The sequence below is a fragment of the Devosia sediminis genome, assembly GCF_016411825.1.
GTDB classification, from domain to species: domain Bacteria; phylum Pseudomonadota; class Alphaproteobacteria; order Rhizobiales; family Devosiaceae; genus Devosia; species Devosia sediminis.
Genome location: NZ_JAEKMH010000004.1, coordinates 176,282 through 192,322, shown reverse-complemented (window position 1 = coordinate 192,322; position 16,041 = coordinate 176,282). Strand labels below are relative to the sequence as shown.

Sequence of the window (16,041 nt, the reverse complement as noted above, 5' to 3'; positions counted from 1 at the left end):
CTCGGGGCGGGCTATGGTGAGGCGGAAGGAGCACCGACATGCCTGCTGCAGGAACGATCATCCATGCCTTGGGCCCGAAGCTGGAGGTCATCTGGACCTGCATGCACAGGGCCGGAAAGCTCCGGACACCCAACCTGCGCGGCCTTGCCGAAGCGGCGGACATCAACCTGCAGACCTTGAAGTCCTCGCGTTCGAAAAGCTCCCTGACCGACGTCACCGCGATGAAGCTATCGCGCTTCGCCGGCTTCGACCATGGCGACCACCGCTGGCACGACGCCAACATTTCCATTGGTCTTCGGTCCCTGGCGGACAAGACGTATCCCGGGCGCGACACCGTGACGGCGTTCCGGTCCATGATGCATCGTCTCCACGACCTGGGCGGGACCCATGTCCATCTGGGTACGGCCGGGTTGCGCCATCTCGACACCCGCCTTGCCAGCTTCCAGGTAGACGCCTCGGGACAGCATTCCCAGGAGGGCGAGCCGGCCGAGCTGCTGATGACGATCAATCTGGAGACCAGCGACGAAGGCGGTGTCCGGTTCGGTTTCCGCCGCGTCCACGTCGAGATGACGCTCCCTGCCGGCAAGCGCGTCGAGGTGGCGGACAGGCTCGGACATCGAAATCCCCACCGGCTCAAGGACGCCATCCTCACCGCGGTTGGCGGAAGCATGAACCCGCAATGGCATCTCGAGCGGGACGACGATGTCCTCAAGGGCGAGTATGCCACGACCGATCGTGCACTCGGCACGCTCTCACGCCTCGACGTCGGCGACGCGATGGTCGTCAAGCTTTCCGCCAGGATAACTGATGGCGACGTGCGCGTGCTTGAGGGAGGCGACGACCTTTCGGCCGACCAGGAAGCGGTGATCCGCGCCCTCTTCCAGCGCAGCATGGCAGGCGTGGAGGACCGGGGCGGATGGCTGACGCTGGCGCTGCAGAACCTCGAGGTCAAACGTGGCGACGACTGACCGGTCGGGCTTGGCGGGCAAGATTCTAGCAGTCCGTCGGGCGAGCGGTGCGGGGTTTGTGGAGCTGGTCCGGATCGCGGGTCTCGACCGCGCGACGGCATTCAGACACTCGGATCTTTCAGGCGTCGATCTCCGAGGGCAGGACCTTCGCGGTTTCGATTTCACCGGCGCGGATCTTCGCAAGGCCAAGCTCGACCGGTCCAGCCTTGTCGGCGCCATAACGACGGACGCCTTGATCGCCAGGAAATTTCGGTCGACCAATCGAAGGCGCACGGCGGTAGACGAACTTGCATGGCTCTCCGACGCAGGTCTGCTGAAGATGATCCGCAACCTCCCGTTCGATGCGGCGGCGGAGCTGCTGGAGCGGATCGACAAGCTCGATCGATCCAACGTGGCGCTGCTCGCCGAGCTCGTGGGACTGGCGCCCGACGAGGACGACGCGCTCAAGGCCATCCGAACCTACTTCAGGCTTCACTGGGCCGGCCCCTCGACGTTCCCCATCGTAAAGAAGATGATCGCGGGGAAGGCCGGACCGTCCTTTCTGGACGAAGCCGTGGATTTTCTCGGATATGTTCCGGCCGGCCCCGCACAGGTCGAGGCGCTCCTGAAGGTCGCGGGCGATTTCGGCACCGCCAACTTCGTCTATAAGCGGTTCGCCCGGCTATGTTCCGAACCGCACCTGAAGCTCTTGGGCAGGCACGTCCGGTCGCCGTCGGATTACGAGCATCTGCACGAATTGGCCGGCGTCTTCAGCGAAGGGAAGCGCCGACGGTTGGTCGCGCTTCGCGCCCTTCCCTCCGCGGCGATGGTGAAGTCCGCCTTGGCCCACCATACGACGGAGGGACTTGCCGAAATGCCCGACGTCCAGGTCATATTGGCCGGGAAGGTGGAGAGTGCCGAAGAGGCTCTTGCGATGCTGGAGGGCGGCGGCATGGAGCGACCGCTGATAAAGATGCTCGACGCCGCCGTGGCCGCGCTGAAACCGCGCGAAGCTTTCCGGCTGATGAAGACCTTTACCGGCGACGAGACGCCGATCCGTGTGGGAGGGGATATCTGGGCGACGTTGATCCTTACCGTTTACCTGAAACGAAGCGACATCGATTGGCGCTGGTCGATGTTCGACGAATATATCCAGTGGGGCTTCAGACCCGAGCTTCTCCGTTCGCCCTCGATACGCAAGCAGACGGGATTTCGAGATGTCGTCGAATTGGCGGCCATGTTCGCTTCCGTAGTCGATCTTGACCTCGAAGAGGTGCTGTCGCCATTCGTGGAGAATCGTCGCGACGAGCGCCTGCTCGAAAGCGGATTGAACGCCTTGAGGATCGCGGGCGCCCTAGGATCGCGCGCTGTCATCGAAGCCTTTCGTGCAGAGCTGAGGATAGGCAGCAGAAGTCGAAACGGGCTCCCCCGAAGAACTTGAGGTTCTTCGTCGATGTAGGTGCCAAGAGTTGGACGCTCGATGGCCGAACTTGCCTTGTACTGCGTCAGTCTGAAATAATGACGTACTACAGGGGTTAAGGTAGCACTTCCGTATCCGGAAGAATGGGGAATAGGTTTGTAATGGATCAGGGGGCGATCCGGGGGGGTATCGGGTCTCAAGAGCGGTTCGACCTGCTCTGCAATCCGTTTGCGGTCTTGCGGATTCCGATTACGGCCTCGAAGGAAGACGTAGCGGCGGCCTTCGATGACGCAATGAGCGACGGCTGGGCCGATGACGCGACTCTTCGTGAAGCCCGCCGCCAGCTTCTTGCGCCGAAGCCCCGACTAGCGGCGACGATCGACTGCCTGCTTGACGCCTCGCCACAGCAGCGCGACCTTGTCCTTTCGGCCCTGCGAGACGGCGTAGCGCCTTCGGATCTTATCGCCTTGGCCAAGGATCTGCCGGAAGTCGCCCGTGCGGGTTTCCTTTCCAATGTCGCCCAATTGCGGCCCAGCGCGGGAGTGCTGAGGTATTTCGCGCTGACCCAGGCGGCTATCGACAAGTCGAAGGTGCAAACCGAAGTCGATCTTGCTTTCGAGGCGGTGGGCTTGCCGGTCCCAACCATGGATGCCGTGGGAGAAGCCTACGATGGATTCACTCGCGACAATGTCCGCAGGTTGTTTTCGGCTTACCGCGACGTGGCGTCGGCGTCGGCAGACTTGCGTCGATGCCTTCAGGACGGATTGCCCTCGGCCACGGATGATCAGATGGCCGCATTCACGTCCCTGGTAAATTGGTATCTCGACTTCGCCGCAGGACCGATAGGCGATCTGCGACGCGACATCGATGCCATTCTGGAAAACGTGATGGCCAGACCAGTCGTGGACGGTCTCGCCGTCGAGCGGATCGAGGCGCCCCTTCGGCAGTGGGACGATCTAAGCCAGCCGGCGCAGCTGCTCGCGCAGAGAAAAGGCCGCGACGACCCCCAGGCGAGAGAGCTGTTCCAACATCTCCGAAGTTTAATGATCAGGATCGCGAACGACGGAAACGCGCCTGACGTTGCGTTGAAGTTGAGCAAGGTTTGCTCGGAAGTCTTCGCGGAGCTCCCTCGGGCCACGCAGCAGCTCGAAGAAGATATCGTCGCACTGCAAGGACTTGTGGACGAGATGGGGGCGCGCGAGCTCAGCGCCTTCATCGACGGGATCAAGACTGATCTGGATCCCTTGGTTCGAGACTTGGCAAGCGGCTTCACGGCGGGAGGCATTGGTCGCGCGAAGCTGCTCTTCCAAGCCTTCGATGCCGCGGTGAAGAAAACCAAGGGTACGGCGGCATCCGATCTGCCTTGGTTTCTGGTGCGCGGCCTGGCTCTCGATATAAACAATGAGATGGGCGAAGGAGCCGCCAGCCAGTCGCTGATCACCGGCATGACCACGCATTCCGGTTTCGGCCAAGCGTCGCAGAACATGCGTGCCGCCATCCAGACCGATGATCGGGTACTCAGGATGAACGCGGCACAGGCTCGCTTGAGCCGCGCCGTCGAAAAGAAGGATACGGCGCGCGCGCGTGAAGAACTGCTCGTCATGAGTGGGTTAGCGACCGAGGAAAGCGAGAAACGTCAGTACCGGCAGGCGATTGCCGACCTGGATGCGGCCCAGCGCGGGCGTATGGTCAGGTGGATTTTCTGGGCCATCATAATTGTCATCGCCGTGATCGTGGTTGCAAGCCAGAACAACAATCGAAGCCGCTCACCGTCGTACGCCAGCAGCCAGCCGCCCGCAGCGACCAGCGGCACGCCGGCGGCTCTTCCTGCCACGGCATCGTCTCAAGCTGAGCTGAAGCCGACACCTTACTCGACCGTGCCCTTCTCGAGAGGCAATATCCGGTACTGCGAATTCGAGAATGCCAGGCTGGATGCGATCAACGCACTGATGGCGACCGAAGCCAATTCGGTCATCGACCGCTTCAATGCAGCCGTCGGCGACTACAATTCTCGCTGCGCCGAGTATCGCTATTATCCGGACGACCTCACCGCCGTTCGGCAGGAGTTGGCCACGAGCCGACCACGTATCGCCTCGGACGCAAAAACGATCCTACAAGGATGGAGGGCAGGTGATTGAACGAAGCGATCGATGACAGGACAGTAGACATGGCAGAGCTGGCCGCCGAGTTCTGGAAGCTGTTGAGGAACTATGAGCGGGTGGTCGAAGCCGCCCCGGAAAACCAAAAGGCGGGACTGGTCGCGCAGGCGCGTTATGGAAGCCGCCGCCTCGTCACCATTCTCGAAAGACACGGGATGCACGTCGAGACCTTCGACGGCGTCGCATTCTCGACCAACCTTCCGGTGGCGGCGGTCAACGCCGACGACTTCGCCGGAGGCGATCCGGTCGTCGAGCAGACCTTGGAACCCGCGATCATCCTCGGCACCACGGTCATCAAGACCGGCAGGGTCTTCCTGCGGGCGGAACAAACTTAAGGAGGCCTTATGTTTCTTGGCATCGATCTCGGCACCTCAAACTCGGCCATCGTCGGTTCCGACGGCGAAACCCTTAAACTGTTCAAGACGGTCGAGGGCATGGACGTCATGCCTAGCGCCATTATGGTAGACCGCCGAGGCGGCTTGTTCGTCGGCCGAAAGGCCTATGACCAATCCGCTTTCTCCCCGCAGAGCGTACAGCAGAAGTTCAAGCGCCTCATGGGGACGGCAAGCGTTATCGAATTTCCGGGCACCGAACGTGCGTTGACGCCGGAAGAAGCCAGCGCGGAAGTCATCAAGAGCCTAGTGGCGCAGGCGAGACGCGATCTTCCCGACCTGAAGATCGAAGGTACGGTCATCACAATTCCTGCCGCCTTCAACCAGATGCAGTCGGAAGCGACCATGCGCGCGGCGAGGCTGGCCGGTCTGGACAAGGTCGCGCTGTTGCAGGAGCCGATAGCGGCTGCCATGTCGGCAAACGCCGGCATCGGCGGCGGATCGGGTCAGTTCCTCGTCTACGACCTAGGCGGAGGAACCTTCGACGCCGCCATTGTCCAGGGTATTTCCGGAAACATCACCATCGTGGCCCATGCTGGAGTGAACATGCTTGGCGGTGCCGACTTCGACCGTGCCATCGTCAACAATCTTGTACGGCCTTGGCTCCTCAAGACCTTCGACCTGCCGGAAAACTTCCAAGCCGATCCCCGCTATTCCCGGCTCATACGAATCGCCTCCTATCGTGCTGAGCTTTGCAAGATCGCGCTGTCCTCCCAGCACACCGACTTCGTTTCGGCTGACGAGACCCAGGTGGGAACGAAGGACCAGTCAGGTAACGACATCTATCTTGATGTCGAAGTCACACGTTCGATTCTCGAGGAGTTGATCTCCGAAAACGTCGAACGGTCCATAGCGGAATGCCGGACATTGTTGTCTTCGAACGGTTACTCGCCGGGAGACATGGACAGCATCGTCATGATTGGCGGCCCAAGTCGCATGCCGTACGTTCGCGAACAGGTAGCTTTCGAGCTCGGGATCTCCCTGGACACCAAAATCGATCCCATGACCGCTGTCGCTACCGGCGCCGCGATCTTCGCATCCGGCAGGAGCTGGTCCGATGACGGGGCGACGACCTCGCGGACAGGCAGGACCAGCAAGGTCACGTCTTCGCCCTTGAGGCTGCGTTACGAGTATGTCGACAACACCGCCGCCGCGGCGACGACCTTGAAGATCAAGAGCGACACCCCGCCGCCGCCCGGACTGCATGTTCAGGTGGAAGCGTCGAACGGCTGGACATCCGGTAAACTGCCGTTGACCGCAACCGTCGACGTGAAAGGGGTTCCGCTACCGAGAACGGGAGCGAACGACGTTCGGGTGTCGGTGTTCGGTGTGGACGGCATGCTGGACTCCCAAGCCAGCACTACTCTGCAAATCAACCGGCTGACGGCGACCGCAGACGGCATGCCATTGATGCACAACCTGGCGATCAAGCTGGTGAAGGGCGGCCCCGGTGGCGAACAGAACGTGCTGCATACCATCGCGAAGAAGGGCTCGCCGACACCCGCCCGCGGCATGGAATCGTTCCGTGCCTCTCGCGATCTTAGGGCTGGCGAGAAGTCTTCACTGGTTTTCGAGCTGTTCGAGCAGGCGGACGGCGTCGACGACCCGGCACTCAACCTTGCAGTCGGCTCCTTCGAACTCAAGGGGGACGGCCTGGCTCCGGGCCAGATCATCCGGAAAGGCGACCGGGTCAATGTCCACTGGAGCATCGATGAGAACAGCCTTCTGCACTGTCACTTCGAGATGCCCGACATCGGGCTCTATCACAGCCTGGAAAACATGTACGTCCCCTCGGCCTTCAATTTCGACGGCGAAGACGGCGCCATGCTCGCTCGCGAAGGCATCGACGAAGCTCGCAAGGATCTGGAGCAGCTCGAGCGCGCACTTGGCAACAGGATCGGCGGTCAATCAAGCGCGTTGCGCGGGAAGCTGGAGGCTCAGGAGACCGCCGTATCCCTCTCGCCCGAGGCGGATACCAGGCGCATGGTGACACAGGAAACCAGGTTCATCCGCCAGGAAATCCACCGTCTCAGGCATCACCCGGCCAACGTAGCAGCCGTGATGCAGATGGAGATCGACGACTTCGAGAACCATTATACGCGCTATTTCGCCGCCGAGGTCGAACCTGCAACGAACACCAACATCGGTCGTCAACTTGCGTCTGCCAGGGATGATTTGCGTCGCAACGACTTCCAAGGGAGCCGTCACGCCCTAGAGGAAGCCTCGGCCATGCTCAACGCGTTCCTGCTGAAGCAACCCGCATTCTGGGTCGCCAGGTACGAGAACCTCGTCGACGCCAGGTTCAACGCCATCGATAAGGGTCTGCACGATCGCCTTGCCGAGCGGGGCGAGAAGGCGATCCGAAACAACGACGTCGATGATCTTCGGAAGGTCGTCTTCGAGTTGTACCAGAATTCGATACGGGACTCCGGCGAGGGCGATACCGGGATTCTGTCAGGATTGATGCGGTAAAGCTCCCTAAGGTCCCGAGCGATAGGTAAGGCCATGGAAGCAACTTCGGCTTCGCATTGGTGGCGCCCTTCGGGATGCGTACGGCAGATGTTCCAAGGTCCGCGCGGTCGCCGCGCCCGGCTGGCCAGATGGGCGACAGCGACGGTCAGATGTGGAACTTGAAAGGCTGATTGTCGGGACTCCCTTGGGATACCATGGTCAGGACATAGCCTGCTTATGGACGAACTGAGCGATGACCGACAGTTCGTTGCATGCCTTGTAGTTGATCTCAGTCATCCCATGATGTCCGCCACGACCAGCCGCAGACCGAGCTCTTCTGGGTTGGTCGAAAGATCGTCACGAACAATGGGCCAGGCATTTCGGCGATGTGCGTGTCGAGCCGAGGCAAGAAGCCCTTGGTCCTCAGGAAGGCGTCGAATGGCAGGGACCCGAGCAATGTATCATTCATTCGATCACAAAAGCGGCGTCACACCGAATTGCTCTTCCTAACCTACCAACCGTACGGTATGCTTTGTTGTGGCCGCACATCGTGTGCAGACCTTGAAGATGGAGATCGTCATGACGACCACTGACCAGCGGAAGAAATACGAAGCCGTCGACCACGCGCTTCTGAACAAGTGGCGCAAGCCGGAGGGGCAGGAGCTGATCCGTGAGGGCGGGAAGATAGCCAACTATCTGATCGACCACGGGCCGCTTCCCGTCCACGTCGCAGACGCGATGCTGCCCGAAGAGCATCGTGCCACGGGGATGATCAAGTTCTTCAACGACCGCGACTACGGTTTGGAGGTGAATGCTGCCGGCGACATCGTCGGCGCGGGCATCTCGTTGATCGCGGACGAGCGCTCGGCAGTGCACGTTTCGGAGATCAAGGGGCGCCGGTTCTATAACTGGTGCGTCTGCGACATCGTCATGTTCCCGATCGTTCTCGGCCTGGACGCGCCCAGCTCGACGAAATGCCCGGCGTCTGGAGAAACCATCACCTTCACCGTGACCCAAAAGGGCCTCGAAAACCTTTCGCATCCGGACGCCTGGTTCACCCTCGCGCCGGCGCATGGCGGCGACATCCGCAAGGTCTACTGCAACCGGGTGAACATCTACATCGACCGCGAGAAGGCGGAAGCCGCGGTCGCTGCCGATTCCGATCTGGCATGCGCGCCGATCGCCGAGCTGTGGACCGGCACAAAGGATCTTGCCGACATGTTCTAGAGCGAACGGCTCGGAGCCGGTCCGTGTCGGTGTGGCCCAGGTGCCTATCCTGCGCCGCACCGGCATCTACACAAGAGAAGGTAGGTCGGCGTTACATGCAGGAAGCAGTATCAACGATCGGGTGCTTGGTTCCAGGTCGGCTTGCCCAGGAACTCGCTGTAGTCGTCGAGTGTTGCGGGGCTCTCAGCCGCCGACTGTGCGTTGTGTCGGGCGATGTCGAACTCATTCGCGACTTCCAGCCCATGATGCTTGAGGGCTTTGTCGATCGGAACGCAGTAGGCGTGAAGACCGGCTATGGCGACGATCACGCCGACTAGATCCATCCACTTGCAGGTGAACGCCGACGGTATGGGGAGGAACGTCGTCTACGCGACCCGGCATGGCGTAGACGCGCAATCCGGCTGGTTCCTTTCAAGCTTCCAGACGATCCTTTCGCAGCAAGCAAAGGAGATCGCCATGTCGGTGTATGAAGCCCTCGTAGACGAGGCCAGAGCAAGGGTCGCAGACCGGCTTCACGAAGGAGATGCGCGCGCAGAGATCGAGCATGTTTCCGAGACGGTCACCGACGACATCGTCGGCACCAACTGCCGAGGGGCGTGGCTCGCCGCGGTGATCGCGGCAAAGCCGGACATGTTGGAAACATACGAAGTCAAGACTTTGATGGTACGGGCGGTCCGCCATCACGTTCAGGAACTTCTCACCGAAGAATTTGTCCAAGCGGCAGAAAGCAAGCAGTCCGCCGCGCTGCGCTGATCCACCTCAAAACATCCCTGCCACTAGAATTTGGGAGAAGCGCAGCGGTGGTCGATGCGTCGACGACTGGTCGTTCGCAATCTCCGCCGAGCCTTGAAGTGTCGTCGCCCCTCCGATTAGTTTCGCATCTGCCGGAATTACCGGCGTAGCGTCGAGTCGGCAGGTGATTGCATGGAAATGGATTTTTCGAAATTAGGAAGCACCAAGAAGGCTCCCTCGCCAGTCGACCCGGTGAAGATCTTCGAAGCCTTGCCGAGCCTTCCAGGCACTTTCAACGATCTCTGGCGTGGCCAGGACAAGGCCCTCGTGGACTGGCATGCGGCGCGCAAACGTCCCGACGTGCTGGTTTCCTTGGATACCGGTGCAGGGAAGACCATCGTGGGCCTGCTCATCGCCCAGTCTCTCGTGAACGAAGGCCTGCAGAACGTCCTCTATCTCTGCTCGACCGTCGACCTGGTGGAGCAGACCGCTGCCGAAGCGAAACGGATCGGCATCGCGCATACTACGAGGACGAGGAGAAATTTCTCGAACGAGCTATTCGAGACCGGAAAGGCTTTCTGCATCACGACCTACGCCGCGCTGTTCAACGGCCACAGCGCGCTGCGCAAGCGCCATTTTCCACAAGCGATCATCTTCGACGACGCCCATGTCGCCGAGAGTATGTTGCGCGATTCCTTCACGATCAGGATAGACTCCCGCGAATTGCCGGAAGCGTTCGCGGAGATCGCACAGCTTTTCGAGCCGCACTTCAAAGACCTGGGCATCTCGGGAAAGTTCCGCGACTCTCTCGACCTTGGCCGCCAGTCCACCGCCTTCGTCGCGCCCAAGGGCCTTTACGACCGTAGCGCAAGGCTACTCGAAATCCTTCTCAAGCACGAGATCAAGGACCACGAGCGGCTGTCTTATCCATTCGCGTGGCTCGAAGATCATATCGATGCCTGCGCGGCGTTGTTCACGCGCGGCGTCTTCGAACTTGCGCCGCCATTCCTGCCTTCCCTGGCGCTGGACGTCTTCCGGGACGGAATCCGGCGAGTCTACCTCTCGGCCACCCTGGAGAGCCAAACCGATTTCGTCCGCGCGTTCGGCCGCCTGCCGGACGTAACCGTCACCCCGGCCAACGACGCCGGCAAGGGCGAGCGGTTGATCGTGGAAGGCCGCAACATCGCGGGCGGCTTCGGCCCCGCCTTCGCGCAGAAGCTGGTGGAAGGGCGAAAGGCGGTCATCGCCGTGCCCGACTACGAGACGGCCAAGCATTGGGCCGATCTGGCGGTTCCCCCTAAACCGGAGAACTTCACCGGGGAACTACACGCGTTCCGAAAGGCCGACGAAGGCGCCTTCACGCTGGTGTCGCGGGTCGACGGCATCGACCTGCCCAACGACACTTGCCGCATCATGATCATGGAGGGGTTGCCCTCGGGCAGTTCGCTGTTGGAGCGCTACCAATGGGAATTCCTGCGCATGAACAACGTGCATGCCGTGCGCATCGCCAACAGGTTGGCGCAGCTATTCGGCCGCATCAACCGCGGTCGGAGCGATTACGGCGCGTTCCTCATCGAGGGGGACGAGCTGGGGAAATGGCTGGGCAACGACCGGCATCTGGCACTGCTTCCGCCACTGCTGCAGAAGCAGATCCTGATCGGGCGGGAAGTGCAGACGGCTTTCGGCATCAAGAAATCGGACCAGGCCATCGGTCTCGTCGACAAGGTGATCGGCGACCCGCGCGACCCGGGTTGGTTGGCCTATTACCAGAGCGAGGTGAAGCTGGCGGAACTGGACGAGGACCAACTCGAGCGTCATCGCAACGCCGAACCGGCGCTTGTGCAGGCCGCCCAGAGCGAGGCGAAGTATGCCGCCGCGATGTGGAATGGCGATCCGGCAGGAGCGCGCCGCGAATTGGAGAAGACGGTGGATGTCACCGCCCGGCACGACACGCCGCTAGGTGGCTGGCACGCCCTTTGGTTGGGAGCGGCCCTCGATCGCGAGGGCGATGGTGATGCGGCGCTCATCCAATATGGACAGGCGATGCGACGGCTGGGCGGAGGCATGATCCTGCCAAGGCCATCCGGAGGACGCGTCGAGAAGAAGGAAGGTCCCGACCTCAATCCCTTCGGAAGAGCGCTCATGGATGTTTTGGGTTACAGCCACGGCGAGAAATTCGAGAGCGAACTGTCCAAGCTGAAGGTATCGTTCGCTGCGATCGCGGGAGACGACTCCAACGCTGCCGAGGCCGGCGTCCGCCAGCTCGGCGAACTGCTAGGGTTCGACTCCACCAGGCCCGACAACGACGAAGGTACCGGGCCGGACGTCCTTTGGCGTTGCGACGAAGAGCTGTTGCAGGTCGGGTTCGAACTCAAGACGGACAAGAAGTCGCCGGCGACCTATTTCAAGAAAGACATCGGGCAGGGTCACGACCATCTCGAGTTCATGGCTGCCAAGAACCCGGGGCACCGCAGCTTGGGTTTGGCTTTCGTCGGTCCGGCAGGGAAGGTGGACGCCAAGGCGAACCCTTCGGATCAAATGAGCCTTTGCCAAACCTCTGCCATGTCCGAATTGGGCCGGAAGCTACTGGCGCTTCTGGAGGACTTCAGGCGGTTGACCCCGATGGAACGGGTGATCGCCGTTTCGGACGAGACCGAGAGGGCCGGATGGCGGCTTGAGAACATCTTGGCGAGCCTCGATTTGGATCCCTTGACCGAATAGGGGATGGCCCGGCACTGCCTTGTTCGATTGGCCGTTGCCGCTGGTTGCGCGCGGCGGCGCCGACTTGGCGGCGGTGCCGGCGGCATCTCTGGAAGACGGTCCTTCGGTAGTCGTGAGGGTGAGGGCTCTCTCGCGTCCTCGGTTCTCCATCGGCCTACCCAACGTCACGATCATAGCCTGTGGTGATCGTCTCGCTCCTTGACGTGGCCCCTTTGCGCCGCCATTCGCCTTGCGGATCCGCGGGGGGAGCAAGAGCGGGGTCAATGCGGTTGAATCTCTCTCGAGCCGATCTCCAGATTCTCGCCATTCGGCATGCAAAGCGGCTCGACGCTGTCGGTCGGCGCTGGCCCGAGTCGGGAACGCGGACCCGGATGCACAGGGGACTAGCCAACTCGTCTCATATGCATTATACGTATTTCACTGCTAATGCAGATAATAGGCAGACGCATGGATGAATTCTCCTTGTCGGATCTCAATCGCCGACCGGGCGAGCTGGTGGATATCGCGCTCACACGCCCGATTTTGCTGACGAAACGAGGCCGCAGGCAGTTGGTTATGATGTCGGCTGCGGCCTATGACGCGCTCACGCAGGATGTCTCCAGACCTGCCCCCGCACCGTCTCGTCTGCCCGGAAAACTGGCGAAACTCCGCTCCGCAAGCTACGAAGACGAAGGCGAATGAGCCGATTGCCCCTGACATAGAGGGGTGTTACAAAGAAGCTCCGGAAGCAAAGAGCGAAAAGCCTTGTTTTCCGGGCTTTTCTGAAAAAGGCAGGCGAGTCCCTCTCTCTCCGCCACTTCTCCCTCTAAAAAATCAGCGTTCAGGCGGCCGGCATTTGCATGGCGTCGTTTCCGGCCGGGCTCGAAACGGGACGGGGCGGACAGGATTGGGACCGGGCGCACATCATCGGCATTGCGCCATCGGCTAAGCTCCGCCCATTCGTCGGATGGTCGGGAGGATGCCGTCATGAAGCGCTTCGCCTTGAAACGTCTGTTTTCCACGCTGATCGTTGCCGCGCTCTGCAGCCTGCCGGTTCCGGCCCAGGAGGGCGCGGCGCCGCTGGTCATGGTGCCCGACCACCCGGTCGGGGTGCCGGTGACCGGGTGCTTCCGCGCCAATGAAACCCTGTTCGGCCCCTATTGGCTGACTTTTTGCCTCGACCGGCGCGGCTCCTTCCAGGTGCGCGGCGGCGGGGTCACCTGCAATGGGCGGATGACCTGGTGGACATCGGGGCGCGACATTTTCATGGATCTCGACCGCACGCCCTGTGGCGGACGGCAGGCCTGGGAGGCCGCCTCGATCGATTGCCGCTCGACCGGCGGGCTGATCGGGGCCATCGGCCGCGTCATCGTGGGTGAGAGCCCGCGCATCAGGACGCTGCGCTGCACCTATCACCCGACCGTGCCGGGCGTGACCAGGCGGACCTTTACGGCGACGCGGACCTAGCGGCTGGCGGGCTGTGGCCCGTCGTTGCGCAGGACCTGCCAGCCGGTGAACCCAATTGCCAGGGTGACGAGCGGGCTCGCTATGTTGAAGAAGCAGAAGGGCAGGTAGTCCACCGTGGCAATGCCCAGAACGGCGGACATATAGGCGCCGCAGGAATTCCAGGGGATGAGCGGCGAGGTAACGCTGCCGCCATCGGCCACGGCACGGGAAAGATTGCTGGAGGCAAGACCCCGTTCGCGGAAGGCGCTGCCAAAGATGCGCGCCGGCAGCACCACAGCGACATATTGGTCCCCGGCAACCAGATTGAGCCCAATGGCCGAGCCTACGACGGTGGCGATCAGCGCGCCGGTTGTCCGGGCGCGCTCCAGCAGCGGCTCGACCAGCCGCAGCAAGAGGCCGAAGCGCTCCAGGAGGGAGCCGAAGACCAGGGCGCCCAGGATCAGCCAGATCGTGGGCAACATGCTCGCCATGCCGCCGCGCGACAGGAGATTGTCGACCTGTTCGAGCCCTGTACTCGCCTCGAAGCCGGTGGCCATGGCCTGCCAGCCGGCCTTGATAAAGGCGATGGGCATCGGAAGATCGGGTGAGGCGACGAAGCGGAGCACGGCTTCCGCCTGCAACAGGGGTGCGAGCAGGGTGGCAAAGATCGCCGAGGCGATGATGGCCAGGGATGGCGGTACCCGCAGTATCGAGAGAACCACCAGCAGCACCATGGGCAGCAGCGTCCAGGGGGTGATGGCGAACAGTTCCGACAGCGCCGAAAGTTCGGAATCGATCACCGTCTCTGAAACCCCGGCGGTCCCATCTGCGGCGCCGAGGATGGCAAAGCCGAGGAGGGCCAGGGCGAGGGCGGGTGCCGAACTCCAGAGCTGCGCGCGCAGATGGGTCTGCATCTCCGTCCCGGTCAGTTGCGCGGCAAGGATGGCGGTTTCCGAGAGCGGCGACATTTTCTCCCCGACATAGGCACCCGAAATCACCGCGCCCGCCGTGATCGGGGCGGAGACGCCCACCAGGGCCGATAGGCCGACAAGACCGACGCCGATGGTGCCGGCCGTGGTCCAGGAACTGCCGATGCCCAGCGAAATCATGGCGCAGAGCAAGAAGGCTGCCGGGTAGAACCAGTCGGGATGGATGATGTCCATGCCGTAGGAGACCAGGGTGGGGATGGTGCCGGCCAGGTTCCAGGCGCCGATCAGGGCGCCGACGGCAAAGAGGATGAAGATGGCGCCGACCACCGACGACACGCCCTCGCGCCCGGCCTCCGCCACCTCGTCCCAGGTATGGCCATTCTTGAGAACGACGAGCGCGGTCACGAGCGCCGCGAAGATCAGCGCCAGTTGCAGGGGGCCGTCCATGGCAGCGTCGCCGAAGAGGAGGATGGCGCCGAGGATCAGCACCGCGAGGACGACCAGCGGGATCAGCGCATCAAAGAGCGAGGGCGGTCTGGGCTTTGCCGGTTTGGCCTCGTCTTGCATCCGTAGCGCTCCCCGGCCTCAGACCATGTCACCGACCGAAAGCAGCAAAGCAAGGATGACCCAGATGGCAAGGATCGAGAGTGTCGCGCCCAGGGCGCCGAGGGCGCTGCCCAGGACCACGGCGGCGCCATCCTGATTGAGGACGCCCAGGCAAATGATGGCAAGGCCGGTGGATGGGACGATGTTCATGAAGGGAATGGGCGAAATGTTCACCAAGCCCAGAACCACGCCGATCACGGCGATGGCCGGCATTGCGTGCGCGCCGACCAGGGCACGCCAGCGGGGCGCGGAAAGCCGCGCCGCCCAGCCGATAATGGTGGCCAGGACATCGAGCAGCTTGCGGATCACCCAGATGGGCAGGCGCAGGCGGCCGAACCACTGGGCAAAGCGCATGGGCCGCCGGCGCAGCATGGCGATGCTGATGACGAACATGGCGACGCCCATGAGCGAATTGTAGCCGGGGGGACCCGGCAACAGGTTGAGCAGGGCAAAGATCATGATGGCAAGGACATGGGACTGATGCCCCACCATGGCCAGGAGATCATCGCAGGTGAGCGCGGCATCGGGCCCGGCGGCGTGGGCGCGCAACTTGGCCACGATGCCGTCGACAATGGGAATGACCGGATCGGCATGTGCCTTGATGGCGTCGTCGCTCATCGGCCGCTCCGGCGCGGGCTAGGCCAGGGCCTTGGCTTTCAGCCGGTCGAATTCCGCCTGCGAGATGGCGCCGTCCTTCAGGAGGGCGCTGGCATGCGAAATCTGCTCGGCGGGCGAAGTGCCGGCGACGCGGCGGATATAGTTTTCGGTTTCGGCCCGCGCCTCGTAGGCGGCGTCCATCTGGCGCTTGCCCATGCCGCCGCCGCGGAAGATCAGGTAGGCCAGTGTCGTCAGGAGCGGCAGGAAGATCAGGGCGATCACCCAAGCCGCCTTGGCCCAGCCGTTGAGCTCGTGGTCACGGAACAGGTCGACGATGACCTGGAACAGCACGATCAGGTAGGTGATGAAGAAGAACATCCAGACCATGAGCCAGAAGAAATCCCAGAAAGTAGACATCTCACACCTCTATTTGCG

14 protein-coding genes are annotated in these 16,041 nt (G+C 62.1%); 10 read left to right on the top strand and 4 right to left on the bottom strand.

The window, feature by feature from the left end:
* The first annotated feature begins 38 nt into the window (after nt 1-38).
* The 6 genes from JEQ47_RS16655 (at nt 39) to merB (ending at nt 8,596) form a co-directional block, all read left to right on the top strand.
* Nucleotides 39-968 carry a hypothetical protein gene (locus tag JEQ47_RS16655; RefSeq protein ID WP_198877550.1) on the top strand — a complete coding sequence of 310 codons (930 nt, stop codon included), beginning with the start codon at nt 39-41 and terminating at the stop codon, nt 966-968.
* The gene (locus tag JEQ47_RS16650) at nt 955-2,388 is read left to right on the top strand and encodes a pentapeptide repeat-containing protein (RefSeq protein ID WP_198877549.1); all 1,434 of its coding nucleotides are present in this window, start codon (nt 955-957) and stop codon (nt 2,386-2,388) included. The genes JEQ47_RS16655 and JEQ47_RS16650 overlap by 14 nt, the downstream gene beginning before the upstream one ends.
* 140 nt (nt 2,389-2,528) lie before the next feature.
* On the top strand, nt 2,529-4,505 hold the full coding sequence (locus JEQ47_RS16645; RefSeq protein WP_198877548.1) for a hypothetical protein: 1,977 nt from the start codon (nt 2,529-2,531) through the stop codon (nt 4,503-4,505).
* Complete coding sequence (locus JEQ47_RS16640) at nt 4,502-4,861, top strand: hypothetical protein (RefSeq protein ID WP_198877547.1); 360 nt, start codon at nt 4,502-4,504, stop codon at nt 4,859-4,861. The genes JEQ47_RS16645 and JEQ47_RS16640 overlap by 4 nt, the downstream gene beginning before the upstream one ends.
* Nucleotides 4,862-4,870: 9 nt before the next feature.
* Nucleotides 4,871-7,390 (top strand): Hsp70 family protein, encoded by a 2,520-nt coding sequence (locus tag JEQ47_RS16635; protein WP_198877546.1) that lies wholly within the window; start codon nt 4,871-4,873, stop codon nt 7,388-7,390.
* Between the two features lie 558 nt (nt 7,391-7,948).
* The gene (gene merB / locus JEQ47_RS16630) at nt 7,949-8,596 is read left to right on the top strand and encodes an organomercurial lyase (RefSeq protein WP_198877545.1); all 648 of its coding nucleotides are present in this window, start codon (nt 7,949-7,951) and stop codon (nt 8,594-8,596) included.
* A gap of 110 nt (nt 8,597-8,706) precedes the next feature.
* On the opposite strand, the gene JEQ47_RS16625 is transcribed toward merB, so the two are convergent.
* Entirely contained in the window at nt 8,707-8,904 is a 198-nt protein-coding gene (locus tag JEQ47_RS16625; protein WP_198877544.1) for a hypothetical protein, read from the bottom strand.
* Between JEQ47_RS16625 and JEQ47_RS16620 the strand changes: the two genes are divergently transcribed.
* From JEQ47_RS16620 to JEQ47_RS16605, 4 genes are all read left to right on the top strand, one after another.
* Nucleotides 8,891-9,349 carry a hypothetical protein gene (locus JEQ47_RS16620; protein ID WP_198877543.1) on the top strand — a complete coding sequence of 153 codons (459 nt, stop codon included), beginning with the start codon at nt 8,891-8,893 and terminating at the stop codon, nt 9,347-9,349. The two genes, JEQ47_RS16625 and JEQ47_RS16620, sit on opposite strands and share 14 nt — an antisense overlap.
* Nucleotides 9,350-9,520: 171 nt before the next feature.
* A complete protein-coding gene (locus tag JEQ47_RS16615) occupies nt 9,521-12,049 on the top strand; it encodes a DEAD/DEAH box helicase family protein (RefSeq protein WP_198877542.1) in 2,529 nt (842 codons plus the stop codon).
* A gap of 447 nt (nt 12,050-12,496) precedes the next feature.
* On the top strand, nt 12,497-12,730 hold the full coding sequence (locus tag JEQ47_RS16610; RefSeq protein ID WP_198877541.1) for a type II toxin-antitoxin system prevent-host-death family antitoxin: 234 nt from the start codon (nt 12,497-12,499) through the stop codon (nt 12,728-12,730).
* A 285-nt stretch (nt 12,731-13,015) separates the two neighbouring features.
* Nucleotides 13,016-13,495, top strand: coding sequence for a hypothetical protein (locus tag JEQ47_RS16605; protein ID WP_198877540.1), 480 nt, complete (start codon nt 13,016-13,018; stop codon nt 13,493-13,495).
* On the opposite strand, the gene JEQ47_RS16600 is transcribed toward JEQ47_RS16605, so the two are convergent.
* The 3 genes from JEQ47_RS16600 to JEQ47_RS16590 are packed head-to-tail and all read right to left on the bottom strand — an operon-like array spanning nt 13,492 to nt 16,023.
* The gene (locus tag JEQ47_RS16600; RefSeq protein ID WP_198877539.1) at nt 13,492-14,970 is read right to left on the bottom strand and encodes a Na+/H+ antiporter NhaC family protein; all 1,479 of its coding nucleotides are present in this window, start codon (nt 14,968-14,970) and stop codon (nt 13,492-13,494) included. The genes JEQ47_RS16605 and JEQ47_RS16600 overlap by 4 nt on opposite strands.
* Nucleotides 14,971-14,988: 18 nt before the next feature.
* The gene (locus JEQ47_RS16595; RefSeq protein ID WP_198877538.1) at nt 14,989-15,627 is read right to left on the bottom strand and encodes an exopolysaccharide biosynthesis protein; all 639 of its coding nucleotides are present in this window, start codon (nt 15,625-15,627) and stop codon (nt 14,989-14,991) included.
* 18 nt (nt 15,628-15,645) lie between these two features.
* Nucleotides 15,646-16,023 carry an SHOCT domain-containing protein gene (locus JEQ47_RS16590; protein WP_198877537.1) on the bottom strand — a complete coding sequence of 126 codons (378 nt, stop codon included), beginning with the start codon at nt 16,021-16,023 and terminating at the stop codon, nt 15,646-15,648.
* Nucleotides 16,024-16,041: the final 18 nt, after the last annotated feature.

Excerpts from the sequence above, each read along its gene's own strand:
- JEQ47_RS16610 (WP_198877541.1), top strand. The coding sequence starts at position 12,497 with ATGGATGAATTCTCCTTGTCGGATCTCAATCGCCGACCGGGCGAGCTG.
- JEQ47_RS16590 (WP_198877537.1), bottom strand. The coding sequence starts at position 16,023 with ATGTCTACTTTCTGGGATTTCTTCTGGCTCATGGTCTGGATGTTCTTC.
- JEQ47_RS16615 (WP_198877542.1), top strand. The coding sequence starts at position 9,521 with ATGGAAATGGATTTTTCGAAATTAGGAAGCACCAAGAAGGCTCCCTCG.
- JEQ47_RS16595 (WP_198877538.1), bottom strand. The coding sequence starts at position 15,627 with ATGAGCGACGACGCCATCAAGGCACATGCCGATCCGGTCATTCCCATT.
- merB (WP_198877545.1), top strand. The coding sequence starts at position 7,949 with ATGACGACCACTGACCAGCGGAAGAAATACGAAGCCGTCGACCACGCG.
- JEQ47_RS16620 (WP_198877543.1), top strand. The coding sequence starts at position 8,891 with ATGGCGACGATCACGCCGACTAGATCCATCCACTTGCAGGTGAACGCC.
- JEQ47_RS16635 (WP_198877546.1), top strand. The coding sequence starts at position 4,871 with ATGTTTCTTGGCATCGATCTCGGCACCTCAAACTCGGCCATCGTCGGT.
- JEQ47_RS16605 (WP_198877540.1), top strand. The coding sequence starts at position 13,016 with ATGAAGCGCTTCGCCTTGAAACGTCTGTTTTCCACGCTGATCGTTGCC.
- JEQ47_RS16655 (WP_198877550.1), top strand. The coding sequence starts at position 39 with ATGCCTGCTGCAGGAACGATCATCCATGCCTTGGGCCCGAAGCTGGAG.
- JEQ47_RS16600 (WP_198877539.1), bottom strand. The coding sequence starts at position 14,970 with ATGCAAGACGAGGCCAAACCGGCAAAGCCCAGACCGCCCTCGCTCTTT.
- JEQ47_RS16645 (WP_198877548.1), top strand. The coding sequence starts at position 2,529 with ATGGATCAGGGGGCGATCCGGGGGGGTATCGGGTCTCAAGAGCGGTTC.